We start from the raw sequence: 23,909 nt of genomic DNA on the forward strand, positions 1-23,909 counted from the left end.
TTGTTGTATTAATAATGTGTTTTATAAAAAATGAGTGATTTGGCATACCACTTGATATACAACAAGCGGTTCTGTATTAAGTTAATACAACACCATTCACAAACATTACCATGAAAAACAATTACTAAAGCAATGGATCATTACAGAGAGATAAAAAACACCCTTAACTGGCACAATGAGGGCAAATTTGAGGTTGAACTCATCAATGGTGTTATAACGAAGCTTAACTTTTGCGAACCGGGCAAAGGGCCGGAAGATATCGGGAAGAGCCTTACATCAACCAATTACAAATACCTTCAGGCGGTGTACTCCTGTCTCGGCGATTTGTTTACTTTTATTGAAGAAGAAAACAAAAGGTTGGGATACAAGTATGCCCGCGAAATTGAAGTGCCGGGTTATAGCCAGGACGAAACGGCAAAAAATAATTACCCAAGCTCCTCTGAAACTATATTAAGGCCTTTGATAAATTACGACCACCAACAGGATTTAACAAAAGCTGCTACCGAAAAAATTGAAGGGATACTGGCAGATAAAACAGCCGATGCCAACGCAAAAAGTGCGTAATCAGGTCGTACAAATTGCTTAGGGGAGATTTGACAACCTTTGAAAAGTTGTCAAATCTAAATCATCAACCCAATATTTTCTTGTAAAGTGCGAGGTAATCGGCTACCATTTTATCGCATGAAAATTGCGATTCGGACCATTGGCGACAAGCCTTCCGGTTTATACTTTTAACTTCATCAATAGCCGCCACAGCTTCGTTGATATTATTTACCAGGAAACCCGTCTTCTTATCCCTTATCAACTCCGGCATCGAGCCCCTGTTAAATGCTATTACAGGTGTTCCGCAAAGCATCGCTTCAGCTACACTCATGCCAAATGGCTCATTGAAATTTATCGGATGCAGCAGGGCATAAGCATTCCGCAATAAATCATTCCGCTGCGCCGGTTCGGCGTTTTCAAGGTAAATTACGTTGTCATTTAAATGTGGCTCTACCTTCTCCTTAAAATAATTTGCATCCTGCACCAACCCGGCTATCAATAGTTTCCGGTTGCTTTTCCTGGCGATTTCGATAGCTTCGGCTGTGCCTTTATCTGGGTGTATACGGCCGAAATATATCAGGTAGTCTTGAGGTGTATCATTAAATTCAAACTGTGCGATATTTAACCCGTTATAAACGGTGCCGATGTAGTCCAACTCCGGGCTACGGTCCGAATTACTGATAGAAACATAGTGCCCGCGTTTATTGTATTTTTTATAAACCGGGACTATTTTAGGTGATGAAAAACCATGAATGGTAGTGATCACAGGCGTGTTTATTAACCCGGAATAAGTTAGCGGCAAAAAATCGAAGTTATTGTGGATGATGTCAAATTCGCCGGCACGTTCCATCAAATTGCTTATATGCAGGCATTCCAGCACCTTTGCGTCCTGGGTACGGTCTTCTTCGTACCCTTTTACACAAACCGAATATAACTCGCCCCCGGTAATTGAGTCGCCAGTTGCAAACAGAGAAACATCCACGCCAAGTTTAACTAAACCCTCGGTAATGTTCGATGCCACTTGTTCCCAGGGGCCGTAGTGTCTTGGTGGTGTGCGCCAGGCAACCGGCGATAAAACAGCTACTTTCATTTAAAGCGATAGGGTTGCATGCTGTCCAACCCGGTTGTATTCATATTCAAGTTCAAATGCCTCTAACACGGTAAGGTGCGAAATCAAATATGCTAGCGTACTTTCGGCGCCCTGGTTACGGTTGATGCCCGTTGGCAGCAAGCCATCGCAGCAGCCCTTTGTTTCGTGGTCATAAAGTGGTGCCCGCAGCGTATTTTCGCCCAGGAACCATTTGTAGCATAAAAACATTTTTTCGATATACTGCGGCTTGCGGAAATTAGTATAAGCCTGGAAATGCATCAGCACCATAGCCATAGTCTCAATGGCCTGCTGGTCGAACGTAGGGAATTTGCCGCCTTTATAATACCAGCCGTCGTTACCAACCGGGCTTAAATAACCTTTTGATAGTGTAAGTTTATCCAAAAACGCCATGGTTTTCAAAGCAACCTCTTTCACCTTTTCGTTGCCCGTTATTTCGCACGAGTGCAGCAAAGCCAATGGTAAAATGGCATTATCATAAGTCATTTTCTCCTCAAACCATTGCCAGTCTTCAGCCTGGTGTTTTTCAAACGCGTCCATTAGCGGCGTTGTCAGGTTAACCATCTCGTCAACCATACCCTCGTCGCCCGGGAAGACCTTAAGGTAAAGACTAATGCCTATGATGGTATTAGCCATCCCCCTCAAATGTTTTAATGCTTTAAAGTGTGGAAACGATTTATGAAATATTTCGGTGGCAAACTCGCGGTACGAATTACTTCCGGAGCATCCAATTAAATAGCCTAACGACCAAATGGTGCGGCCAAACGAATCCTCCGAGCCCACTTCATCCAGGTATCGCCGATCGAAACTCAGAAAATTGCGGAAGTTGCCATCCTCCGTTTGCATGTAGTGGATATAGCTTAAGTAAATGGGCAACAACTCAAACGCTTCTTTACTTTTACTGCGCTGGTAAGCCATTAAGGCCATTATCAAAGCGCGCGCATTATCATCAAGGCAATAGCCCTCTTTTAAATTGGGGATACCATACTTGGCGTGCTGCACAATCCCGGTGTCATCTGTGAGCCTCAACACGTGCGTCAGGCTGAATTTGGGCATTATCTCGGGGTCAACAATACTATTCTTTAATATTTTGTCGCTAAAATCATGTGACGCGCACGATTCCTGCGCTACCCTGATATATTCGGCCCCGATTACCGGCCAGCGTAAATGCAGGCCGTATTCGTAGGCATTTTCCTTTAATTCACTAAGCACCCTTTCCTGGTCGAGCAACTCAACTACAATATCCGCAAGTTCATCGGCATTTTTAAAATCAAACAACCTGCCACGGCCATTTGCGAGCAGCTCTGTGGCATGCCAGTATGGTGTTGACACAACAGCTGCACCAGCCCCTACAGCGTAGGAAAGCGTACCGCTGGTTATTTGCGCCTCGTTTAAATATGGAGTAACGTAAACATCGGCCGCCGCCAGGTAATCAACAAGTTCTTCTTCAGATACAAACTTATTAATGAAACTCAAATGCTTCGATACATTTAGCTGTGCAGCCAACGTTTTTAAGTGGTCCCGATATTCCTCGCCCGAATTTTTTATAACGCCAGGGTGGGTGTTTCCAAGCACAACGTACATCACCTCGGGGTGGGTTTCTACAATTTTTGGCAGCGCCCTTACAACAGATTCAAGGCCTTTGTTGCGGCTTATCAACCCGAAAGTTAACAGTACTTTATGATTTTTAAACTGGCTTAAACTTTTAACAGGATTGGGGTTTGACGCTTCAACATCAGGCACGCCATGCTCTATTATTTGAATTTTATCGGCAGGTACATCATAAATGGTGGTTAAAAATTCAACCGCCCTTTTGCTCATCACAATTATTTTTGATGATTGTTCGGCTATTTCGCGAATAATAATGCGCTGCACATAGCTGGGATCCTTTAAAATGGTATGCAATATTGATATCAAAGGCTTTTCGAGCCTGTTTAACAGCGGCAAGATATAAATCCCGCTTTCGCCGCCATAAATACCGAACTCGTGCTCCATAATACATACATCAGCATTACTGGTGTTTATATAGTTTGCTGCGCGGATATAGTCCTTCTGATGATTTTGACGGATAACATATTTAACCTCGTCCGGGTATTCGTATTCCTGCATACTTTCCGAATCGTTCAGGGCAACAACAAAGCCACCGTTAAGCGGAGATTTCCGCTCGGGGAAATTGGCGTTTATTGCGCGCATCAAATTTTGGTTGAATGTTGCTATGCCGCATTCGCGTGGAGGATAGGTTGATATATATGCTATTTTCATTTATAGTGTGAGATGTATTAAAGAATAACCCTGACTTTAATTAATTGTTCAGGGCAGTGACCCAAAAAATATGCGCTTTTTCTAAATAATCCGGCTTTTTGACCAGAAAATGGCAATCAGGCACGTATTTTATATAGTAGGCACAAACTATACCAGTTTAACCCAAACTATAATTTTATGATTGTAACATTGCCGTGGCGATATGAATTGTTGCTATACCGAATGTAAACGGGTGATTGTTTTGGGTTTTATAGTATATTTGTATTGACATCAATTCGTAGAAATTATGACCACGTTAACTATTCAAATACCGGATAGCCAAATCGATGTAATAAACACCATCTCCAATCTTATTAAAGACATTGGCGGGCATATAGATATTGAGAACGACGATTTATCACAAAAAGAATTTGAGCTATTACAGGAGTCATATAAAGAAGCCCTAATGGTAAAAGACGGTCTCAAAAAAGCAACCCCTGCCTCTGAGCTTTGGAATGATTAACAATGTTTTCGTCTCTGATGCCTTCAAAAGGGAGGCTAAAAGATTGGTGAAAAAATACGCCACACTTCAAGCATTTATTGATACGCTAATAGAAGACTTATCCGGAAATCCACTTTTAGGAAATGCATATGGAGAGGGGATATACAAAGTCAGGATTGCAGATAAAAGTAAGGGTAAAGGGAAAAGAGGTGGGTTTAGGGTGATGTATTACCATGTAACCAAAACCAAAAATGGCATTGATGTTTTTATGCTGTCTATCTACTATAAATCTGAAAAATCAACGATAAAGAAATCGGAAGCAATAAAGAAGCTTAAAGAAATGCTAAATGAACATCTAAATCGGTTAAGCTAAAAATTTCAACTGCAATACCTGACAGCATCCAAAATAACCCCACAAGCTTTTTCAATCTCATCCTCCGTAATTATTAACGGCGGTGCTATGCGCATGGAGTTGCTGCAATGTAAAAACCAGTCGGCTATTACTCCGTTTTCAATACAGCGATCAATTATTCTTTTATTGAGTTCGAAGCTTTCAAATTCGGCAGCCAGCATCAGCCCTTTGCCACGTACTTGTTTGATGGCCGGGTGTACCAGCAACTTTTTAAATAAGGCCTCTTTTTCGGCAATGCCATCAACCAAATTTTCATCAAGCAACACCTCAAGCGCTGCAAGCCCCGCAGCGCAACATACCGGGTGACCGCCAAAGGTTGTTATGTGCCCAAGAATAGGATTTTCTTTCAGCGCACCCATTATTTCATTCGATGAAATGAACGCGCCAACCGGCATCCCCCCTCCCAGCGCCTTGGCCAGTAATAAAATATCAGGCTCAATGTCGAAGTGCTGAAAAGCAAATCGTTTACCCGTGCGACCAAAAGCGGCCTGTATTTCATCCAAAATTAACAACGCGCCCGTTTCGTTGCAACGGTTGCGCAAGGCCTGCATATAAGCTGCGTCCGGCACGCGGATGCCTGCCTCGCCCTGTAGGGTTTCAATAATTACGCAGGCCGTTTTATTAGTGATAGCATCGAGGTTGGCAATGCTGTTAAACTGTATAAAACTTACACCGGGCAGCAGCGGGCGGTAAGCCTGCTTAAATTCCTCGTTCCCCATCACACTTAATGCTCCGTGTGTGCTGCCGTGATATGAGTTTTTACAGGCAATAATTTGATGCCTGCCCGTGTACCGCTTAGCAAGCTTCAACGCACCCTCAACTGCCTCACTGCCTGAGTTTGTAAAATAAACCGACTGCAAGTGCGCCGGCAACAGCGATACCAGTTTTTCGGCAAACTTAACCTGCGGTGTTTGCACGTATTCGCCATAAACCATCAGGTGCATGTATTTATCCAGTTGGTTTTTTATGGCGTTAATAACGTAAGGATTACTGTGACCCAGATTGCTTACCCCAATGCCCGATATCAGGTCGATAAAGGCTTTTCCCGCATTGTCGTACATATAAATACCTTCGGCACGCTCAAATTCCAGCAGCAGCGGAAAATCAGTAGTCTGGGCATTATTGGCAAGAAAGAGTTGGCGAAGGGTGGGCATGGCGCAAAAATAAGTCTTTAGTCTTAAGTTCTAAGTCAAAAGCCTTATAATTTTCAGTTCCGATATAAGGCTTATGACTCAGGACTATAGACTTAGTACTATATACTTAGGACTATGGACTTCCGACTAATCCCCTGCCCTAACACTGCGCTCAGTGAGAATCCTCAGTGCTTCGTCGTTAAATTCCTTTTCACTTTTGTAGAGCACGCTTACTTTTTCGGGGGGCAGTATTTTATAGAACTGGTCGCGGTAGCGTTTTTTAATATCCACCAGCTTGGTTTCATATTCAAGGTCAAGGTCAACCTGCTTTGCGCCATCGGTTGATGCGCTCGAATTATTTATTCTTTTAAGGATTTTTACCGCAGTAAGTTCCTGGCTATATTGACGGTATAATGGCCAAAAGGCTTTAGCTTCGGGCTGGGTTAAATCAAGGCGCTGGGCTAAAAAATTCTCTTTAACCACCTGTATCCTTTTCCCGCCGACTGCCGGTTTCACCTGCGTGCGTGCAGATCGCTGGTTAAACCGCTGAACCGGACTTTGCACCTGGTTATATGGCTGCACAGGCAAAAGTACACGGCGTTGCCCAAAGCCTTCGCGGCTAAGCAACATAACAACCAATACTAAAATCCACCTTAACAGCTTACTCATCCTTAAATATTACTTTATTTTATGTACGTCCTGTTGCAGAGCATCTTCCAGGCTTTGGTCATCTGCCGCAGCATCTGTCACAACTGCTTGTTGTGTGTCTGACGGATCACTGTTTAACTCCAAATAACTTTTTAAATCATCAACAGACACGCCTGAAAGCTGTTTGTGCAAAAAAGTACCGTTATGCTCAACAACCGAACCGGTAAGCTCGCTTAATAATATACCGCCGCCAAGGGCAAGGGTAACACAAGCTGCTGTTGCATATTTAAAGAAGTTCGATGCATATAACCTTCTAACAATTCCGCCACTGGGTTTAGCAGTACCCTCGTTGACAGTTTTATTTAAAATGCTTTCGGTAAGCTTATCAAAATAGCCCTCGGGCACGGCAAAATGTTCTGCTGGTTCACCCAAAGCTTCCTCAACAAAAATGCGGCTTTGTATCTGCTGCTGGAGGTTATCAAAATAACCTTCAGGCACGGCAAAACCTTCCCCATCGCTGTTCAGCGCACTTTCTATTGCTATCCTGCTTTGTATATTGCCGGTAAGTTCCTCAAAATATTTGTCGGGAACCGTAAAACCGTCTGAAAATCCCTTGCTTTTTAATTCATCTAAATTCCTGAATGCTACAATTCGATCTCCGAGGTCGTCAAAATAACCGGCCGGCACTGTAAACGGATTAGCAGGATTAATCTGTTTAAGTGACACGTATTCGTTTAGCCAATCTTTATTTTCCATTTCACTCTTCATATCTTACCTATAGATGGAACAAATTTCAAAAGGTTTAAAATTTATTTAAATTTAATCTCTACCCAGTAAATGTGCCTCAATTTTTTTTACCGCAAGGTGAAACGATGCCTTCAACGCCCCCACACTCGTGCCTAGCACCTGCGATATTTCCTCGTATTTCATGTCCTCATAATACTTCATGTTAAATACCAGCTTCTGCTTTTCGGGCAGGGTTAACAAAGCCTCCTGCAGCTTACGTTGTGCCGCATCGCCATTAAAGTAGGTCGAGTCGGCAAGTGTGTCTGCCAGGTCATAAGGCATATCATCAAGCGATATGTTATTTTTTTGCTTCTTCTTGTTCAGGAAGGTAATGCATTCGTTGGTTGCAATTCGATACATCCAGGTGTACAACTGCGCATCGCTGCGAAAGCCCGCCAGGTTTTTCCAAACTTTTATAAATATGTCCTGCACAAGGTCGTCGGCATCATCATGGTCAATTACCATGCGCCGTACGTGCCAGTATATTTTTTGCTGATATTTTTTTAGCAGCATGTTAAATGCCTCGTTCCGGGTTTTCTCGTCCTGGAACTTGCTTAAAATCTCTGCGTCGTCAACCTCTATTGGCATGTAACAATAATTAATCGTTAATTTTTATTAGCTGCTTATTATTTATCAAAACAATAATAATACTTTTCTTAAATAATTCGTGCTATTGCAGTAAATCAAGTACCTGCTGTGATGAGTTTTTAGTATCAACCTTTTCAATTATTTTGCTGATGTTGCCATCGGCACCAATAATAAAAGTTTTACGTGCAGTACCCATATACTTTTTTCCGTACATATTTTTCTCAACCCAAACACCGTAAGCCTCATTAATGTTTTTATCTACATCGGCAATCAGCGGGAAAGGCAGGCTATACTTGGTTTCAAATTTTTTATGCGATTTTTCGGTATCGGTACTAACGCCTATCACCTGGAACCCTTTCCCCAGCATTGACTGGTAATTGTCCCTGAAACTGCAGGCCTCGGCAGTGCAGCCCGGGGTATCGTCTTTAGGATAAAAATAAAGGATTACATTTTTGCCTTTAAAATCCGACAGTGACACGGTTTTGCCGTTTTGGTCGTTCGCGGTAAAGTCCGGTGCCTTATCGCCTTCTTGAAGTGTTGCCATATTTAGCGGGTAAATGTTGCTGTAAAATATTTGCTGTTGTTTTTATAATCGGTAACAGTTAATTCAAATATATGTTTACCGGGTGCAATATCGGTATTAAAGCTATAACGCAGAACTTTTGTTTTAAAATCCCATTCTGTCAGCACCCACTTGCCGTCAATTTTACCCATGTATGTTTTTATGCCCGAAAGGTTATCACCTATCCTGAAATATATCCCTTTAGCCGAAGCCAAATTAGAACCATCTTTGATGTTTAACGGTACAATAGTTGGCGCAATGGTATCTATCTTAATAAAAAAATCGCCGAATGTATGAGGCTGGGCCTTAATGTAGCCATCCTGCAATGTACCTACAGCCATAGCACCCTCGGTACTGACAATTACAGCCTTGTCGGCAAATTTACCAATGCTGCTGTCGGGTTTTATCCAAAGGTCGTAGTTGTCATGTATAGGAGTAAACCTGTTATGGATGGCATAAGTTGCCGAAAAAGCACCGGGGCGCCTGGGTAGTACCGCATAAGTGAAATCCAAATCATCGTAAAGGCTACCTGGCTTAACCTGCACCTTCACTTTATCGCTGTTAAATTCGTTTACTTTATCGTAATGGAATAGGTTGCCCGCCGCTTTCAATACTTGCGCATTGGCCTCGACACGGCCCGATTTTACCTTTAATGTTAAGGTCGATGTGTTTCCGGCGACGTCCTTAACAACATAATCTACATCATGAACTTCGCCATCGTTGAAAGTAATTACCCCCCGGTTTACTGATTGCGGGTAAAGTGAAATTTTACTGCCGGGCGAAATAAAACATTTTTGCACCCAGCGGCGGGTTTTCATCAGTTCAGGGTAATCAATATATGCGTTTATGGCATGTGTTTGGTCGAACGCGAAGCGCTCAACGGCAAAAGTGTACACCGTTTTGCCGTCTATTTTCAACTCGCACGAGTAAATGCCGTTGTGATTTGGCGATACGCTGGTCATATCGGTAGTGCTTAAGCCAAATCCTATTTGTCCGGTTAGGTTTAATATTTGTGGTTTTGCCAAACGGTAGGTTCCGTTGCTGCCGGTAACTGCCAAAAACTGGCGCGGTGTTTTTTCACTGAACGGACTGCCGTCCAAATGATAAATACCAACAGATGTAATTGCCGGCGGTATTTTGTCAGGAATGGTTAAACCGAACAATTGAGGGTTGATTGTTTCTTCCGTTTGTGTGTCCCTTATCTCGAAGTGCAGGTGGGGACCGGCAGATGCCCCCTCGTTGCCTGACATGGCGATAACATCGCCCTGGCAAACCATCATTTGCAATGGATCAAGCTTAATATCAACCTCGAAGCTTTGCTGTTTGTATTGTTCGTCGCGTATCAGCTTTTCCATAGCCGGGGTAAACGTCTTTACATGCCCGTAAACCGTGGTATAACCATTTGGATGAGTGATGTAGATGGCATGTCCGAAGCCGCCAAACTGTATCCGCAGACGCGATACATAGCCATCGTAAGCCGCATGCACCGGGTAGCCGGTAGTTTGATTAGTTTTAAAATCGAGCCCCGAATGAAAATGGGCGCCCCGTAATTCCCCAAACGAACCTGCGGTTGATGGCGGCAAATCAAGCGGGTAACGGAAAAAACGCTGCGGGTATTGGTGGAGTTGTATAGGGCCTTGCGCCAGCACATTAAAACAATAACAGGTAACAACCAGGAGAGTAACGATATACTTTTTTCTCATTAACGATTTTTTCTTTCGGACTTTACTGACTTTTCGGACTTTACTGACTTCTAAATCTACTTCACTAAAAAGTCAAGCATCTTTTCATCTTCGAGGTAGCCTTCCAGCCTGTCGCCAACATTTACTTTACCAACGCCCTGTGGTGTGCCGGTATAAATCAGGTCACCTTTTTTTAGGGTGATGTATTTTGACACAAAGGCGATGATATACTCAAACGAAAAGAGCATATGCGAAGTATTGCCTTGTTGCCTGGTTTCTCCATTAACATCAAGCCTAAAGTTTATGTTTTTCAAATCGACAAATTGTGATTTTGGAACAAAGCTGCTAACCGGCGCCGAGCCATCAAATGCTTTGGCCAGTTCCCATGGCAGCCCCTTTTCCTTGTGTTTTGATTGTATATCGCGGGCGGTAAAATCAACCCCAAGGCCAACTTCTTCAAAGTAGTTCTGCGCAAATTGCTCGCTGATGTGCTTACCTTCTTTGCTGATTTTTATCACTATCTCAATTTCGTGATGAATGTCTTCCGAGAAATCAGGATGATAAAAAGGTTTGTTCTCCTTCAGCAAAGCAGTTTCCGGCTTCATAAATATTACCGGCACACCCGGAACGGGGTTATTCAGCTCTTTTGCATGCTCGGCATAGTTGCGGCCTATGGCAATTATTTTCATAACGCCTAAATTAAACTAAGATTCATAGGATTGAAAGATTTTAGGATTTTTTTATTCGGGAGATTATGAATTGTTGAAACAATTCATTTGGTATTCGACAATTTATTTAATTTGCATTGAAACCTGTTCACTGAATGCAATACGAAGACATTACTCATAAAATTATTGGCTGCGCTATGAAAGTGCACAGAATATTGGGAACCGGATTCTTGGAAGCGATTTACCAAAAGGCTTTGGCTATTGAAATGCGCAATCAGGATTTATTATTTAGGTCGGAAATGGAAATGACTATATTTTACGAAGGGATTGAAATAGGGAAAAGGAGAGTAGATTTTTTCGTAGAGCAGAAAATCATGGTTGAATTAAAGGCTGTTCCAAACCTTAACGATTTGCATTTGGCTCAGGCAATCAATTATTTAGAAGCATACAATTTACCAATTGGCCTGTTAATTAACTTTGGAAGTAAAAGCCTGGAGTATAAAAGAGTCTTTAACGTCAAACACCCGGATAATAAAGGGTTCAACAAAAGTTAAAGTTCTACAAATTGAAATCCTAAAATCTTTTAATCCTATGAATCTTAGTTTAGTTAAGAACCAATATCCTCTTAATCACCGACTCAGTACCGGCAACAATTTTCAAGAAGTAGAAACCGCGGCTCAATTTGCTATTTAGCTGGTAGTTGAAATTTCTTTCACCGGGTTCGGTGCGCTGGTTGTATAAAGTTACAATTTCGTTGCCTAGTACATCCATTACCTTGATGGTAACGGTTGAAGAACGCGAAATTTCATACTTTAAATTTATCTGGTCGGTAACCGGGTTGGGGTAAACCTGTACGTTAGTTAAAAGCTTATCGTCGTTTTTTGTAACAGAAACTTTTGTGGTTGATATAACGGCCGGTTTTATCGGGGGCATTACCAAATGCAAACTGTTTCTGAATGTTGGAGTTTTTGAAGCGTGTGGTCTTAACAGGTGGATAATACTTGTATCTGTTTTTTGAAAGCTCATCGCGTTCGAAAAGGCAAAACTCATAAAGATTGCTATCGCAATTATTATGAACCGTGAATTTTTATAGGTAGAATTTTGCCTCATACAGTATATTAATTACAAAAGTATAAATAAAGCTGTCATCAATTTAAATACTTATCATTTTCTAATACATTTTAACAAAATTTAACAGTAGAAGGTTTAATTCCTGCTCTAAATTTAACCTTTCTTTCGCTAATATTTATTATTTAATCACTTAATTGTAATTTTTAATACTTTTGGGGCTTTGAAAGTATAACGTGTCGAATCATAAAGATCTGCAAAAACTAACCGCCGCGGGGCTGTTGATAAGTTTAGGAATAATTTACGGTGACATCGGTACCTCCCCACTGTACGTATTCAAAGCCATAGTTGGCGATAGAACAATTTCTGAAACTTTAATATTAGGCGGCGTTTCGCTCATATTCTGGACGCTGACGCTTCAAACGACTTTAAAATACGTAGTAATTACACTACGTGCCGATAACAAAGGCGAGGGTGGCATTTTTTCGCTTTTCTCGTTAGTTAGGCGCCGCGCAAAGTGGCTTATAGTACCTGCAGTTATTGGTGGTTGCGCATTGCTGGCCGATGGCATTATCACTCCGCCAATTACCATTTCATCGGCAATTGAAGGTTTGCAAACGTCGTTTCCGCATTTGCATACCATGCCGATTGTTATAGCCATTATCATCTTCCTGTTTATTATACAGCAATTTGGCACGTCCCTGGTTGGTAAAGCTTTCGGACCTATGATGTTTATTTGGTTTACCATGATGGGCGTTTTGGGGGTTGCTTTTATCATCCAGTCCCCAACAATATTTAAAGCGTTAAACCCTTACTATGCTTTTCAACTGCTTATAAGTCACGCACCCAGATCACACCCGCTAATAATTATTGGTGCAGTATTTTTATGTACCACCGGGGCCGAAGCCTTATATTCTGACCTTGGCCATTGCGGTCGTAAAAACATCCAGATAAGCTGGATTTATGTGAAAGCCTGCCTGGTTTTAAATTATCTTGGCCAGGCTGTTTGGCTATTGCAGCATAACGGTAATGTGATGGATTTGAACCTGCATAATCCATTTTATGAAATTATGCCGCCGTGGTTTTTGTATTATGGTATCGGTATCGCTACCGTTGCTGCCGTTATAGCCAGCCAGGCGTTGATATCGGGTTCGTTTACGTTAATTGCTGAGGCAGTACGCTTAAACTTATGGCCCAAAGTGCGTATTAACTATCCGTCGGAGCAGAAAGGGCAACTATATGTGCCAAGCGTTAACTGGCTGCTTTGCGCCGGTTGCGTCGGAGTAGTATTGCTTTTTGAAGAATCGGCGAAGATGGAAGCTGCCTACGGTTTAAGTATCACAGTTGCAATGCTGATGACTACCATACTGGTAGCTAACTTTTTACGACGGAAAAAACTGCCAACCTATATCGTGGGTATATTCGTGGTGGTTTACCTGCTTATCGAGGGTACGTTCCTTACCGGTAACCTGGTTAAATTTGTAAATGGCGGCTGGTTTACCTTATCGGTTGGTTTCTTCCTTTTCACCATTATGTGGACATGGCACACCGCCCGTAAAATTCGTAACCGTTATGTTAAGTTTATTGAGATTGAAGACTACTTCAGCATACTTAAAGAGTTAAGCGATGACGAAACCGTACCTAAGTACGCATCGCAACTGGTTTATTTAACCAGCGCTAATTTTAATTCAGAAATCGAATCGAAAATAGTTTACTCCATCCTGCAGAAGCAACCCAAACGCGCCGATGTTTACTGGCTGGTGCACGTTGATGTGGTTGACGAGCCTTACAAAAAAGAATATGAGGTTGATTTCCTGGTGCCAAACAAGGTAATAAGGATTGACTTTAAACTGGGTTTCAGAGTTGAGCAGCAGATAAACCTGCTGTTTAGGAAAGTGGTTGAGGACCTTGTTAAAAAAGGTGAAGTGGATATTACCAGCACCTACAAATCATTAAACAAGCATAAAATTGTAGGCGATTTCAGGTTCGTTGTTATCGAGAAGGTTTTATCGCGCTCGCACAACTTATCGTTTTACGAAAGCTTTATTATGGCGTTTTATAAAGAGCTGAAAAAAATCAGCTTATCAGAAGAACGTGGCTTTGGGCTCGATTTAAGTTTTGTGACGGTTGAAAAAGTTCCGTTAATGCTTGCTGCTCCGGAGACTGTTGTAATACATAGGGTGCTTTAATGGTGAATAGGTAGTAAGAGAATTTTGCTCGTGCTAATTTTGTTTTTTAACGGGATTGTCACATTATCAACAAAATTTCTGGAAATGCAATTACTTCGCCGACTTTTACAATGCGTTAAGTGCAAACCCGGCATTATTCAGGATTACTACAGATTTGAATAATATTTTTACCTTGTTTGGAGTTTAAATGTAGGCCATATTAATTTTTTATTAATTTATGATAAACTTAATAGGCTGAACGTTGTTATGTTTTGAAAATATTAGCCCATTGAGAAATATATTATTTACTTTATTGTGTGTTATTTCGTTTGAAGCAAGTGCTCAGGTTAAAGATACCACAAAAAAGAACCTTGCCGACACTATCAAAAAGGATCTGTTAACGGCACCAGATACAGTAAAACACCTGCACAGCAAAACTGCTGCACTAGTATTCCCCGCTGCCCTTGCCGGATATGGTTTTGTATCAATGATAGTTCACCCGGTACGCCGGTTTGATTACTATGTAAACAATAATTTCAATAAATATTACCCTAAATACCCCGGCAGCATTGAAAACTATATGCAGTTTGCGCCGGTGGCAATGGTGTATGGTTTAAATCTTGTTGGCGTTTCGGGCAAAAACAGGTTTATCGACCGTACAGCATTACTGGGCCTTTCGGCGGCATTTGCCGGTGCATCGGTATACGGATTAAAAAACATCACGCATCGTTTACGGCCAAACAAAGCCAATTATCTGTCATTCCCTTCCGGACACACTGCGAATGCCTTTATGGGCGCTGAGTTTTTAGCACAAGAATATTCGGACAAATCACCGGTTTATAGTATTGTTGGCTACTCATTTGCTATAACAACAGGGATAATGCGCATGTACCACCGCGACCATTGGTTTAGCGATGTTGTTGCGGGCGCAGGTTTTGGTATACTTTCAACAAAAGCAGCATATCTTGTATACCCTTATGTACGTAATGCTTTAACCCATACTGATAAAAATGGCAAGCATACTACCATGATTATGCCTATGTACCAGGATGGCGTGAAGGGGCTTTCATTTGCAATGCAACTATAGATAAATTTCGATACAGGCTTGTCGTGTTTCTTTAATCTATCGCTAGCACTTTATCCTTTGCTATCGCAAATATCCTATCGGTTTTATTGCTGCGGATTGCTACCCTGCCGGTAAATTTACCAAACGAAGGCAATACAACCTGCCGCGCCCCAAAAGCGAAACATGGTAACGTTATAGCCTGCCGTGCCTTGCCCACCAATTGCACACCGGGGTGAATATGGCCGCAAAATACGTGGCCTTCAGCTTGCGTTAACGCTGCACTGGTGAGTGGATGGTGCAGCATCAGAAATGGCCCCACAAGTAATTCTTCGTAAAGCCGGATGTTTAACTCAAGGTAATGCCTGTCATCAATAATGTCGTGATTGCCGCGCACCAGGATAATTTCCAACTTAGGGAATTGGCTGCGCCAGAGAATAAACCAGTCCCAATCGGCATTAATATCGCTATGAAAAAAATCGCCCAGAAATATCAATTTTTCTGGCTTATGCTCAAAGATTAAATCCGACAGTACACCCAGATCATTCTGTTCCATATCACGCGGCACGGCAATCCCGGCTTTGCGAAAATGCCCCACCTTGCCCAAATGCACGTCCGCGACAATCAAAGCCTTTTCCTGTTGCCAGTAAATAGCCTTTTGCGGTAATAATAATAAATCCTGGTTTAATAAATTGAAAGAGACTCCCCCACCCGTTATCATCAGGCAAAAGTAGAAAATGCGACCATATTTTTTTGAGCCATTCCGGATATTTAATATTAATTTAGTTTTTTACTCCCCGGAAATTAATTTATGCCCCAGCCTGATTTTAAGCCGATTGAAGCAAACAAGCGCCTGCCCCTTATAGACATATTGCGCGGTTGGGCCCTTTTGGGGGTAGTTGTAATGAATTACGGCGAGTTTTATTTCATCGGGCTAAGCCCGCACCATCAAAGTAGCAAAGCCACCGACTTACTGATAACTATTGCAAACGCCATGTTTTCATCAAAATCATGGACATTACTTAGCTTTTTATTTGGCTATGGGTTCTCGGTTATCATGCAAAATACCAGGCTGAAAAATGTAAACAGTAATTCATTTTTTATTAAGCGCATGCTTTGGCTGTTCCTACTTGCCTTTATTGACAGCGCTTTCTTTTTTGGCGATATACTTAAAGATTACGCATTTTTGGGATTGATACTATTACTTTTCAGCCGGTGCAGTGCCAAAAAATCACTCTATATCAGCGCTGCATTATTTTTAGTCACACCTGTGATAAATGGTATTGTTGTCAGCCTGGCCGGAAATTTAGATATAGGGATATTATCCCCTTATTTGCCGCTATATAAAAGTCATTCGCTGTTAAATGTATTGTGGTTTGGCTTAATTGGCACCTGGAAAGGCCAGGTTACCGATTTAAATCTTGGCGTTACTATCCACACCGTAATGTTTTGCTGTTTTTTAATTGGCCAGGCCACCCAAAAATCAGGATTCTTCAATAAAATTGAAATTAATAAATCCTTCATCAAAAAAACGTGGCTGGTTAGCCTAATATTGATACTTACTGATTCTACGCTTGTGCTTACCGTTAAAAAAGTTGCTGACATGCAGGACTATTTAAACCTTGGCTATTGGTGGGTAATGGTTGCCATGACATTCACCGCTACATCAATTTGCCTGTTGTACATGTCAGGTAAGGTTAAAATGATATTCAGCGGCTTGCAGGCAATGGGTAAAATGACGCTAACTAATTATATGGTACAAAACTTCGTCAGCATTATTTTATTTTCCGGTTTCGGTTTTGGTTTCGGCCTTACGCATAGGCTCCCTGCACCATATTATTACCTGCTTGGCCTGCTGGTTTTTATTTTACAAATATTTATAAGCAAATGGTGGCTGCGTAAGTTTTATTACGGTCCGGTTGAGTGGGTTTGGAGGCAACTTAGCTATGGGAAGCGGTTGCCCGGCAGGATAAAATAATTAATTAACCACCCCCTTTTTGTATTGATTAGGGCTCACCCCAACCTCTTTTTTAAACAACCGCGAAAAATACGGTAGATTGTCAAAGCCCAAAGCGTACGCTGTTTCTGCAATGTTATTATCCGAGCCTTTCAAGAGGTTTTTGGCTTCGGATACCAGAAAAATATGAATAAGCTCAATTGCGGTTTTGCCGGTTTCCTGTTTTAACATATCACTCAAATAGCGGGTGGAAAGGTTAAGCTGATCGGCCATCATTTTTACGGTTGGCAGCCCTTTTTGTGCGAGCAGCCCGTTGCCGAAATAAAGGTTCAACGCATCATTAAACTTCGAAATCACCTTACCCGACATATCGGTACGGTTAATAAACTGCCTTTTATAAAACCGCTGTGAATATTTTAAAATCGAGTCGATGTGTGCGAGGATAATATCACGACTGTACTCATCCTGGTTATTGTTGTATTCCGTTTCGATTTTGCGGTAAAGCTCCCAAATAATTTGCTCCTCTTTTGGCGATAGGTGCAACGCCTCGTTGGCTTCGTATTCAAAATAGCCGTACTTTTTAATATCATTATGCAACACATGCCCATTCAAAAAATCCTCGTGAATGTAAATCAGAAATCCATCTTCCTCAAACTGCAGGTTCTTTAACTGGATAACCTGCCGTGGTTTAACAAACGACATGGAGCCCGAATCATGGTCGTACTTAGTACGCCCGTATAAAAACACGCCCGATTTTAGCTTTTTAAAACCAATCATGTAAAAATCGCCGGTAAACTCCGTTTCCCCTATCGAACAGGTTGTATTACACTGCAATAAACTAAGCAATGGGTTTTCCGGTGGCGGGAAACCGTTTGCGCGGTGCAGTTCGGCAAGGCTTTTAAAATGCTTCATGATATCAAAATTACGTTGTTGAAATTTGCGATGGGTAATTGGTTTGTAATAGTTAAACAAAAATATCGGACACAGAATAATGAAAGGTTGAATTATGAAGTAACAAACTTCGGCGTTGGAAATTCAATGCCGTTTACTTAAGCCCCCACCTGGTTCATCTCTACGGAGTAAGGGGAGAACGTTACACAATCACTTTTATAGTTGTCAAAAAACGTTGCTGTTCACAGTGGAACATATAGAACAGGGTGGAACAGCAAAAATCTACAAATTTTAATAAAAAGCGCATTTGAGGGTCATTATGACGGTTTTTTATTTAAAAGCTCCGCGAAAAATGATAAAAATACTGACAAAACAGTGTCAGCATTTTTATCATCGTTTATGTTATATTAACGGTGTCGCAAATCAATGCCATTTACCTCCTTGAGTAAACGACATTGCTTGCACATTAATTACTCCATATTCAATTCTTTCATTCACTTCCCGTGCGCGGCCGATGCAACCTCGTCCCACGCTTCCCATTCAGCTATGCGGCCAGCATATACCTGTTTTACCCATGGCAACGCAACTTTACCTAAAAACAAACGAAGCGGCGGATTATCCGCATCGACCAATTTAAGTACAGCATCAGCCGTTGCTTCCGGAACACCAAAAATATCGTCGGTTAACCCTGCCTGGAAAGCAGCTTTAACCGGCTCATAAACATCCATTGGTGTTGTGCTCGCTGCAGAGGCACCTGCCCAGTCGGTAGCAAATCCATTTGGCTCAATAAGGCTAACATTTATCCCAAAGCCCTTCACTTCGGTGGCTAGCGTTTCTGTCAAACCTTCAACTGCAAATTTGCTGGCATTGTACAGCCCCAGTACCGGCAGGGTAACGATACCCAATACACTCGATACCTGGATAATATGGCCATGTCCCTGCGCACGCATCACCGGCAACACAGCCTGTGTTACCCACAACAAACCAAATACATTAGTTTCAATCTGGTCGCGGGCCTCTTGCTCGCTGGTTTCCTCAATAGTACCAAAAAGACCATAACCAGCATTGTTTATCAGCACATCAATAGTACCGAAATGTTGTTTCGCTTGCTCAATCGCTGCGAAAACCTGGTCACGATTATTAACGTCTAATTGGATAGGAAGTATTGCATCGCCATAAGCTGCAACCAAATCATTAAGTGATTCAGTATTGCGCGCTGTTGCAATCACCTTATCGCCGCGTTTTAAAAATGCCTCAGCCCAGATTTTACCAAATCCGCGCGAAGCGCCTGTTATAAAAATTGTTTTTGCCATTGTTTTACTTGTTAATTTATAAAGCAAAACTATGGCGGCCAGGGCAAACGGTTTTATACAAAAGTCGGCAATGCTGATACATTTAGGCGGCACAAATAACCTGGTCAAAAATAGCAAAGACATCGAAAAACGAAACAATATTAAAATATTTACGTATTAGTTAATCTATCAAACTAAATAATGCCAGCAGTGTACAGAAGCTTGTTTGCAAAATACCAGTGTATAATAAAACAACGTATAAGCCACAATCTTAACAACTCACGCAGTGATGTAGATCAGTGGCAGGATCGCCTTTTCATTAAATTTCTGACGTACTGTTTACCGGTAAGCCTGATAGCCTTTCTTCCTTGTGTATACATCTCGTTTAAGTACAACTATACAATTACCGGGGTTATTGATATTTTTTGTTTTTTAACTATTACGGCCGTTACGCTGTCTAAAAAACTAAAAATAAAGCAGCGTAAAATACTTGTAATTAGCGCGTTCTATACGCTGGCGATTTTCTTAACTGCTGTGCTGGGCTATTTGGGACCAGGCGTATTTTATTTATTCGCAATAACAATTTTGAGCTCGCTGATTTTCCCGGTAAGGTTGGCTTGGGGTACCATTGCGTTAAATGCCTTAATTTTATTTGGTTTTGCCTTGTTTATTTATTTAGGCCCAGGCAATAACGTACTTAGTAAACAGTATTCTATTGGGCAATGGCTCGCATTTGGCTCAAATCTTATTTTTTTAAGCATCCTGCTCGTGGTGCTTATTGACAAAATTTTCAACGGGTTACAAACAACCATTAATATTACCAACGGAATTAAGGAAAAATATAAAACTATTTTTGAGAGCAGCCCGCTGCCTATGTGGCTTTTTGATACGGAGTCGCTTCAGTTCCTGGATGTAAACGATGCAGCAACAAAGCATTATGGCTACAGTAAACAAGAATTTTTAGCTAAAACGATTAGAGACATACGCCCCCCGGAGTATGTAGCAGGGATTGAATATGTTGTAAAACTAAATAAAGACAACGCTAAATTTCATCATCAAAACACCGTTCACCTGAAAAAGAACGGGGAACAAATCAATGTAAAAATTGAAAGCACCCTGTTAGATTTTAACGGCAGGCAAGCTAAACTTGTACTTGCAACAGACATAACGGCCCAGGTAAAAAGTGAGCAGAAAATTAAAAGCTCAAACATGAAGATTAAGCAATCCGAATCAAACCTGCGTGCTATTTTTGATAATACCAATGAAGGCTTTGTATTGCTGGACATTGACAACCGAATTATCGCTTTTAATTCAAAGGCGACCGAATTTATAATTTTCAATGCTGCTTATGCCAAATTTGAAGCCGGCAGAAGCATTTTTGATTTTGTTGATGAAGCGAGAAAGATTCCTTTTAACGATATTTTGCAAAAGGTACATAATAAGCAGGTAGTAGAATATGACCAACGGTTAAACATTAATGGTGTGATGTGTTGGATACACTTTACTTTAACCCCTGTTTACGAGAGTGGCGTGATTGCCGGAACATGCATAACCGGCCGCGACATTACCGAATATAAAAAATACGTGCAGACTATTGAGAGCCAAAACAAAAAGTTTAAAGAAATATCGTGGATACAATCGCACCTGGTAAGGGCGCCTTTGGCCCGGGTTATGGGATTGGCGACATTGCTTGCCGCTGAGACAAATGAAAAGGAGAAAGACGAAATGCTAAAAATGTTGCAGGCCTCATCTGCCGAGCTTGATGATATTATAAAAGATATAACAAAAAAAACCGCGGTTGACGCCAATGCTGAAGCAGAAAGATTATCGACGGCCGGATATTAGACACACAATAATTACCCAAACCTAAATTCCGAATAAGTAAGCAAACCGGCAAACAAAAAACCCGGCGCTTGGCCGGGTCTTTCAGTTTAATCAATATAATAATAAAATTACTCCACCTGTAAGGCAACTCTTAATTTGGTACCGTCAGGCGATAAGCCGGATATAACCAATATGCCATTGCGCGGGTTGCTCAAGGCACGGTCAAGGTCATCAATAGTACTAATAGGTTGCCTATTGATCTGGGTAATTACCGAGCCTTCAGGTATCTCCGTGTTATCAAACAAGCCGCCTTCCCTAACCTGGGTAACCAGCACGCCATTGCTTACATGAAACTTAGCTTTTTGCGCAGCATTCAGCGGCGTAAAGCTTGCGCCTATTTTATTAAATAACTCTTCGCCCGATTTGCTAGCCGCCATTTTTGGCGTACCGGCATCGGCCTTAAGCGTTACAGCCAGGTTTTTCTCTGCACCATCGCGTAATACAGTAATGTGTACTTTATCACCAGGGGCTAAACGGCCAACGCGTTCCTGCAAATCCGACGATTCATAAATAGTATTGCCTTCAATTTTGGTGATAATATCACCTCCTTTAACACCGGCAGCTTCGGCGCCGCTGGCTGGCATTACATCTTTTACGTAAAGTCCGTAAGTCCTGCTGATACCTAATTCTTTGGCATAATCCTGATCGAGTTCTTTAAACGTAAGTCCCAGGTAACCGCGTTTAACCGCCCCAAATTTTTCAATATCATCCAGTACTTTCTTGGCAAGGTTAATAGGGATGGCAAAACCATAGCCTTCGTACGAACCTGTGTGCGATGCAATCGCGGAGTTAATACCAATCAGTTCGCCGTTGGTATTTACCAACGCACCACCGCTGTTGCCGGGGTTAATGGCAGCATCGGTTTGAATAAACGACTCAATAGCTTTATTGGTGCGTGGTTGGCGGCTTTGATATTGGGTACGACCGAAAGGGTTTTCCTGCTCGTCTTCGTTACCTATCAAATTTAAACCACGGCCTTTTGCACTAACAATACCGGCTGTAACGGTCGATGTCAATTTAAAAGGATTACCAACTGCCAGCACCCATTCGCCAACTTTAACATTGTCTGAGTTGCCTAATTTTACAATTGGCATGTTGTGGGCATCAATTTTAATCAACGCCAGATCGGTGTTCGGGTCGGTACCAATTATTTTGGCCTGGTAGGTTTGATGGTCGTTGGTAACGATGTCAATTTTCTCGGCCTTATCAACAACGTGGTTATTGGTCACGATGTATCCGTCCGGAGAAATAATTACACCCGAGCCAGAAGCCATTTGCGGGCCGGATGGCCGCACGCGCTGACCGAACATTTCGCCAAACATTTTTTGCATCTGGCTTTCCTGCTGGTCGCTTTGACTCGCGTAGGTAGTGCGGATATAAACAACCGCAGGGGTAACAGCTGCTGCAGCTTCGGTAAAGTCAACCTGGCCTGCCGATGACAGGTTAGTTGCCGAAGTTGATGGAGTTAAATGATTACTTGTTGCGTAATAAACCTTTTGTTTATCCTCAAAGCTCATGTTGCTGGCATACTTGTTTTCAATAACCTTGTACGCACCTAAAGCCATGGCCCCGCCAACAAAGGCAGTCAATAATGTTAAACCAAACTTTTTCATCTTTCTAATTGTTTTTTAATGGTGATGAAGCTATCATGAGTTGTTTTGATTTGTTTTTATCGGCAACTCATGATGGTTTCATATTATCACTTTTCTTTTAATGTTATTTTTCTGTGAAACAAATTTAATACCATATAGACGTTATAACCAATGTTAAGTTATATGTATTTTTGTTAAATTTTGTTAAAAATAGCAAAACAATAAGCCGATACATTCATATACGTAAATGTATTGACGTGCAGATGATTAATTAAGTTACAAAACATCCGCACATTTGCATATTAATTATTCATTGTAGCAATTAAATACCGTGTTAATAAATTTTTATAAATACCAGGGGGCGGGCAACGATTTTATTTTGGTTGATAATCGCGACGATGCTGTAAACCATCAAAATCCGGGACTTATTGCCCGTTTATGCGACCGCCGTTTCGGCATCGGTGGCGACGGTATGATGTTTTTGCAAAACCTGGAAGGCTATGATTTCGAGATGGTTTACTACAATGCCGATGGCCAGCCAAGCAGCATGTGTGGCAATGGCGGCCGCTGTATTGTGGCCTTTGCCAAACACTTGGGCATAATTGACACGGAAACAAACTTTTTGGCAGTTGACGGCCCCCATTATGCCAAAATTTCAGCAAGTGGCGATTGGGTGAGCCTGCAAATGATTGATGTGGACACCATAAAGCGCGATAACGGGGCCTATGTGCTTAACACCGGCTCGCCCCATTATATTACGCTTGCAGATAACTTGAAAGACAAAAACGTTTTCCAGGAGGGCCGTGCCATCCGCAACAATGATACTTACCGTAAAGAAGGCATCAACATAAACTTTGTTGAACCATCCGGCGAAGGCTATTTTGTACGTACCTACGAGCGGGGCGTTGAAGACGAAACCTTTGCCTGCGGAACGGGCGTAACAGCCGTTGCACTTGCCATGGCCAAACACAATAACAAAACCGGCCACATCAACACCCCCATAAAGGCTTTAGGCGGTGATCTGAATATCCACTTTGATTATGACGGTAAAAAATTTGAAAGCATATTTTTGGAAGGGCCCGCGGTGAAGGTGTTTGAAGGGGAAGTGGAGATTGGATAAT

At 41.8% G+C, this 23,909-nt stretch carries 24 protein-coding genes; 10 read left to right on the forward strand and 14 right to left on the reverse strand.

Annotated features, from left to right (window positions below; genetic code table 11):
* Positions 1-132: 132 nt before the first annotated feature.
* Complete coding sequence (locus NAF19_RS01375; protein ID WP_252787947.1) at positions 133-564, forward strand: hypothetical protein; 432 nt, start codon at positions 133-135, stop codon at positions 562-564.
* A 64-nt stretch (positions 565-628) separates the two neighbouring features.
* Here NAF19_RS01375 and NAF19_RS01380 read toward each other — a convergent pair whose 3' ends face one another.
* Both NAF19_RS01380 and NAF19_RS01385 read right to left on the reverse strand, forming a co-directional pair.
* Entirely contained in the window at positions 629-1,633 is a 1,005-nt protein-coding gene (locus NAF19_RS01380) for a glycosyltransferase family 4 protein (RefSeq protein WP_252787948.1), read from the reverse strand.
* Positions 1,634-3,913, reverse strand: a complete 2,280-nt coding sequence (locus NAF19_RS01385; RefSeq protein ID WP_252787949.1) for a glycosyltransferase family 4 protein — start codon at positions 3,911-3,913, stop codon at positions 1,634-1,636. It lies immediately after the preceding gene.
* Between the two features lie 286 nt (positions 3,914-4,199).
* Between NAF19_RS01385 and NAF19_RS01390 the strand changes: the two genes are divergently transcribed.
* Positions 4,200-4,415 (forward strand): hypothetical protein, encoded by a 216-nt coding sequence (locus NAF19_RS01390; RefSeq protein ID WP_252787950.1) that lies wholly within the window; start codon positions 4,200-4,202, stop codon positions 4,413-4,415.
* Positions 4,408-4,767 carry a type II toxin-antitoxin system RelE/ParE family toxin gene (locus NAF19_RS01395; RefSeq protein WP_252787951.1) on the forward strand — a complete coding sequence of 120 codons (360 nt, stop codon included), beginning with the start codon at positions 4,408-4,410 and terminating at the stop codon, positions 4,765-4,767. The genes NAF19_RS01390 and NAF19_RS01395 overlap by 8 nt, the downstream gene beginning before the upstream one ends.
* Before the next feature lie 5 nt (positions 4,768-4,772).
* Here the strand turns inward: NAF19_RS01395 and NAF19_RS01400 are convergent, their stop codons facing one another.
* The 7 genes from NAF19_RS01400 to NAF19_RS01430 all read right to left on the reverse strand — a co-directional run bounded on the left by NAF19_RS01400 (position 4,773) and on the right by NAF19_RS01430 (position 10,894).
* The gene (locus NAF19_RS01400) at positions 4,773-5,960 is read right to left on the reverse strand and encodes an aspartate aminotransferase family protein (protein WP_252787952.1); all 1,188 of its coding nucleotides are present in this window, start codon (positions 5,958-5,960) and stop codon (positions 4,773-4,775) included.
* Positions 5,961-6,086: 126 nt separating this feature from the next.
* Positions 6,087-6,608: a hypothetical protein gene (locus NAF19_RS01405; RefSeq protein WP_252787953.1), complete on the reverse strand. Its 522-nt coding sequence runs from the start codon at positions 6,606-6,608 to the stop codon at positions 6,087-6,089.
* Between the two features lie 9 nt (positions 6,609-6,617).
* On the reverse strand, positions 6,618-7,355 hold the full coding sequence (locus tag NAF19_RS01410; protein WP_252787954.1) for a polysaccharide deacetylase family protein: 738 nt from the start codon (positions 7,353-7,355) through the stop codon (positions 6,618-6,620).
* A gap of 51 nt (positions 7,356-7,406) precedes the next feature.
* Positions 7,407-7,961, reverse strand: coding sequence for an RNA polymerase sigma factor (locus NAF19_RS01415; RefSeq protein WP_252787955.1), 555 nt, complete (start codon positions 7,959-7,961; stop codon positions 7,407-7,409).
* Between the two features lie 82 nt (positions 7,962-8,043).
* The gene (gene bcp, locus NAF19_RS01420; RefSeq protein ID WP_252787956.1) at positions 8,044-8,505 is read right to left on the reverse strand and encodes a thioredoxin-dependent thiol peroxidase; all 462 of its coding nucleotides are present in this window, start codon (positions 8,503-8,505) and stop codon (positions 8,044-8,046) included.
* Between the two features lie 2 nt (positions 8,506-8,507).
* The gene (locus NAF19_RS01425) at positions 8,508-10,226 is read right to left on the reverse strand and encodes a M23 family metallopeptidase (protein ID WP_252787957.1); all 1,719 of its coding nucleotides are present in this window, start codon (positions 10,224-10,226) and stop codon (positions 8,508-8,510) included.
* Positions 10,227-10,282: 56 nt separating this feature from the next.
* Entirely contained in the window at positions 10,283-10,894 is a 612-nt protein-coding gene (locus NAF19_RS01430) for a fumarylacetoacetate hydrolase family protein (protein ID WP_252787958.1), read from the reverse strand.
* A 134-nt stretch (positions 10,895-11,028) separates the two neighbouring features.
* On the opposite strand from NAF19_RS01430, the gene NAF19_RS01435 reads away from it, so the two are divergent.
* Positions 11,029-11,427: a GxxExxY protein gene (locus tag NAF19_RS01435; RefSeq protein ID WP_252787959.1), complete on the forward strand. Its 399-nt coding sequence runs from the start codon at positions 11,029-11,031 to the stop codon at positions 11,425-11,427.
* Positions 11,428-11,476: 49 nt separating this feature from the next.
* On the opposite strand, the gene NAF19_RS01440 is transcribed toward NAF19_RS01435, so the two are convergent.
* Positions 11,477-11,923: a T9SS type A sorting domain-containing protein gene (locus tag NAF19_RS01440; RefSeq protein ID WP_252787960.1), complete on the reverse strand. Its 447-nt coding sequence runs from the start codon at positions 11,921-11,923 to the stop codon at positions 11,477-11,479.
* A gap of 254 nt (positions 11,924-12,177) precedes the next feature.
* On the opposite strand from NAF19_RS01440, the gene NAF19_RS01445 reads away from it, so the two are divergent.
* Complete coding sequence (locus tag NAF19_RS01445; protein WP_252787961.1) at positions 12,178-14,130, forward strand: KUP/HAK/KT family potassium transporter; 1,953 nt, start codon at positions 12,178-12,180, stop codon at positions 14,128-14,130.
* A 268-nt stretch (positions 14,131-14,398) separates the two neighbouring features.
* Positions 14,399-15,196 carry a phosphatase PAP2 family protein gene (locus NAF19_RS01450; RefSeq protein WP_252787962.1) on the forward strand — a complete coding sequence of 266 codons (798 nt, stop codon included), beginning with the start codon at positions 14,399-14,401 and terminating at the stop codon, positions 15,194-15,196.
* A gap of 31 nt (positions 15,197-15,227) precedes the next feature.
* Here NAF19_RS01450 and pdeM read toward each other — a convergent pair whose 3' ends face one another.
* Positions 15,228-15,893 carry a ligase-associated DNA damage response endonuclease PdeM gene (gene pdeM, locus NAF19_RS01455; protein WP_252787963.1) on the reverse strand — a complete coding sequence of 222 codons (666 nt, stop codon included), beginning with the start codon at positions 15,891-15,893 and terminating at the stop codon, positions 15,228-15,230.
* Between the two features lie 90 nt (positions 15,894-15,983).
* Here pdeM and NAF19_RS01460 point away from each other — a divergent pair, with 90 nt between their 5' ends.
* Positions 15,984-17,150, forward strand: a complete 1,167-nt coding sequence (locus NAF19_RS01460) for a DUF418 domain-containing protein (RefSeq protein WP_252787964.1) — start codon at positions 15,984-15,986, stop codon at positions 17,148-17,150.
* On the opposite strand, the gene NAF19_RS01465 is transcribed toward NAF19_RS01460, so the two are convergent.
* Together NAF19_RS01465 and NAF19_RS01470 are read right to left on the reverse strand one after the other, a co-directional pair.
* Positions 17,151-18,041 (reverse strand): helix-turn-helix domain-containing protein, encoded by an 891-nt coding sequence (locus tag NAF19_RS01465; protein ID WP_252787965.1) that lies wholly within the window; start codon positions 18,039-18,041, stop codon positions 17,151-17,153.
* Positions 18,042-18,514: 473 nt separating this feature from the next.
* A complete protein-coding gene (locus tag NAF19_RS01470; RefSeq protein WP_252787966.1) occupies positions 18,515-19,333 on the reverse strand; it encodes an SDR family NAD(P)-dependent oxidoreductase in 819 nt (272 codons plus the stop codon).
* A gap of 31 nt (positions 19,334-19,364) precedes the next feature.
* Here NAF19_RS01470 and NAF19_RS30505 point away from each other — a divergent pair, with 31 nt between their 5' ends.
* The gene (locus tag NAF19_RS30505; RefSeq protein ID WP_256484191.1) at positions 19,365-19,493 is read left to right on the forward strand and encodes a hypothetical protein; all 129 of its coding nucleotides are present in this window, start codon (positions 19,365-19,367) and stop codon (positions 19,491-19,493) included.
* A 20-nt stretch (positions 19,494-19,513) separates the two neighbouring features.
* Positions 19,514-21,157, forward strand: a complete 1,644-nt coding sequence (locus NAF19_RS01475; protein ID WP_252787967.1) for a PAS domain-containing protein — start codon at positions 19,514-19,516, stop codon at positions 21,155-21,157.
* Positions 21,158-21,264: 107 nt separating this feature from the next.
* On the opposite strand, the gene NAF19_RS01480 is transcribed toward NAF19_RS01475, so the two are convergent.
* The gene (locus NAF19_RS01480; protein WP_252787968.1) at positions 21,265-22,809 is read right to left on the reverse strand and encodes a Do family serine endopeptidase; all 1,545 of its coding nucleotides are present in this window, start codon (positions 22,807-22,809) and stop codon (positions 21,265-21,267) included.
* Between the two features lie 310 nt (positions 22,810-23,119).
* Between NAF19_RS01480 and dapF the strand changes: the two genes are divergently transcribed.
* Positions 23,120-23,908, forward strand: coding sequence for a diaminopimelate epimerase (gene dapF / locus NAF19_RS01485; protein ID WP_252787969.1), 789 nt, complete (start codon positions 23,120-23,122; stop codon positions 23,906-23,908).
* The last annotated feature ends 1 nt before the right edge of the window (position 23,909 follow it).

The sequence above is a fragment of the Mucilaginibacter flavidus genome (genome assembly GCF_024055575.1).
GTDB classification, from domain to species: Bacteria; Bacteroidota; Bacteroidia; order Sphingobacteriales; family Sphingobacteriaceae; genus Mucilaginibacter; species Mucilaginibacter flavidus.

What these genes read in the sequence shown, in the direction of transcription:
- NAF19_RS01375 (WP_252787947.1), top strand. Translation starts at nt 133, where the DNA reads ATGGATCATTACAGAGAGATAAAAAACACCCTTAACTGGCACAATGAG.
- NAF19_RS01380 (WP_252787948.1), bottom strand. Translation starts at nt 1,633, where the DNA reads ATGAAAGTAGCTGTTTTATCGCCGGTTGCCTGGCGCACACCACCAAGA.
- NAF19_RS01385 (WP_252787949.1), bottom strand. Translation starts at nt 3,913, where the DNA reads ATGAAAATAGCATATATATCAACCTATCCTCCACGCGAATGCGGCATA.
- NAF19_RS01390 (WP_252787950.1), top strand. Translation starts at nt 4,200, where the DNA reads ATGACCACGTTAACTATTCAAATACCGGATAGCCAAATCGATGTAATA.
- NAF19_RS01395 (WP_252787951.1), top strand. Translation starts at nt 4,408, where the DNA reads ATGATTAACAATGTTTTCGTCTCTGATGCCTTCAAAAGGGAGGCTAAA.
- NAF19_RS01400 (WP_252787952.1), bottom strand. Translation starts at nt 5,960, where the DNA reads ATGCCCACCCTTCGCCAACTCTTTCTTGCCAATAATGCCCAGACTACT.
- NAF19_RS01405 (WP_252787953.1), bottom strand. Translation starts at nt 6,608, where the DNA reads ATGAGTAAGCTGTTAAGGTGGATTTTAGTATTGGTTGTTATGTTGCTT.
- NAF19_RS01410 (WP_252787954.1), bottom strand. Translation starts at nt 7,355, where the DNA reads ATGAAGAGTGAAATGGAAAATAAAGATTGGCTAAACGAATACGTGTCA.
- NAF19_RS01415 (WP_252787955.1), bottom strand. Translation starts at nt 7,961, where the DNA reads ATGCCAATAGAGGTTGACGACGCAGAGATTTTAAGCAAGTTCCAGGAC.
- bcp (WP_252787956.1), bottom strand. Translation starts at nt 8,505, where the DNA reads ATGGCAACACTTCAAGAAGGCGATAAGGCACCGGACTTTACCGCGAAC.
- NAF19_RS01425 (WP_252787957.1), bottom strand. Translation starts at nt 10,226, where the DNA reads ATGAGAAAAAAGTATATCGTTACTCTCCTGGTTGTTACCTGTTATTGT.
- NAF19_RS01430 (WP_252787958.1), bottom strand. Translation starts at nt 10,894, where the DNA reads ATGAAAATAATTGCCATAGGCCGCAACTATGCCGAGCATGCAAAAGAG.
- NAF19_RS01435 (WP_252787959.1), top strand. Translation starts at nt 11,029, where the DNA reads ATGCAATACGAAGACATTACTCATAAAATTATTGGCTGCGCTATGAAA.
- NAF19_RS01440 (WP_252787960.1), bottom strand. Translation starts at nt 11,923, where the DNA reads ATGAGTTTTGCCTTTTCGAACGCGATGAGCTTTCAAAAAACAGATACA.
- pdeM (WP_252787963.1), bottom strand. Translation starts at nt 15,893, where the DNA reads ATGATAACGGGTGGGGGAGTCTCTTTCAATTTATTAAACCAGGATTTA.
- NAF19_RS01460 (WP_252787964.1), top strand. Translation starts at nt 15,984, where the DNA reads ATGCCCCAGCCTGATTTTAAGCCGATTGAAGCAAACAAGCGCCTGCCC.
- NAF19_RS01465 (WP_252787965.1), bottom strand. Translation starts at nt 18,041, where the DNA reads ATGAAGCATTTTAAAAGCCTTGCCGAACTGCACCGCGCAAACGGTTTC.
- NAF19_RS01470 (WP_252787966.1), bottom strand. Translation starts at nt 19,333, where the DNA reads ATGGCAAAAACAATTTTTATAACAGGCGCTTCGCGCGGATTTGGTAAA.
- NAF19_RS30505 (WP_256484191.1), top strand. Translation starts at nt 19,365, where the DNA reads ATGGCGGCCAGGGCAAACGGTTTTATACAAAAGTCGGCAATGCTGATA.
- NAF19_RS01475 (WP_252787967.1), top strand. Translation starts at nt 19,514, where the DNA reads ATGCCAGCAGTGTACAGAAGCTTGTTTGCAAAATACCAGTGTATAATA.
- NAF19_RS01480 (WP_252787968.1), bottom strand. Translation starts at nt 22,809, where the DNA reads ATGAAAAAGTTTGGTTTAACATTATTGACTGCCTTTGTTGGCGGGGCC.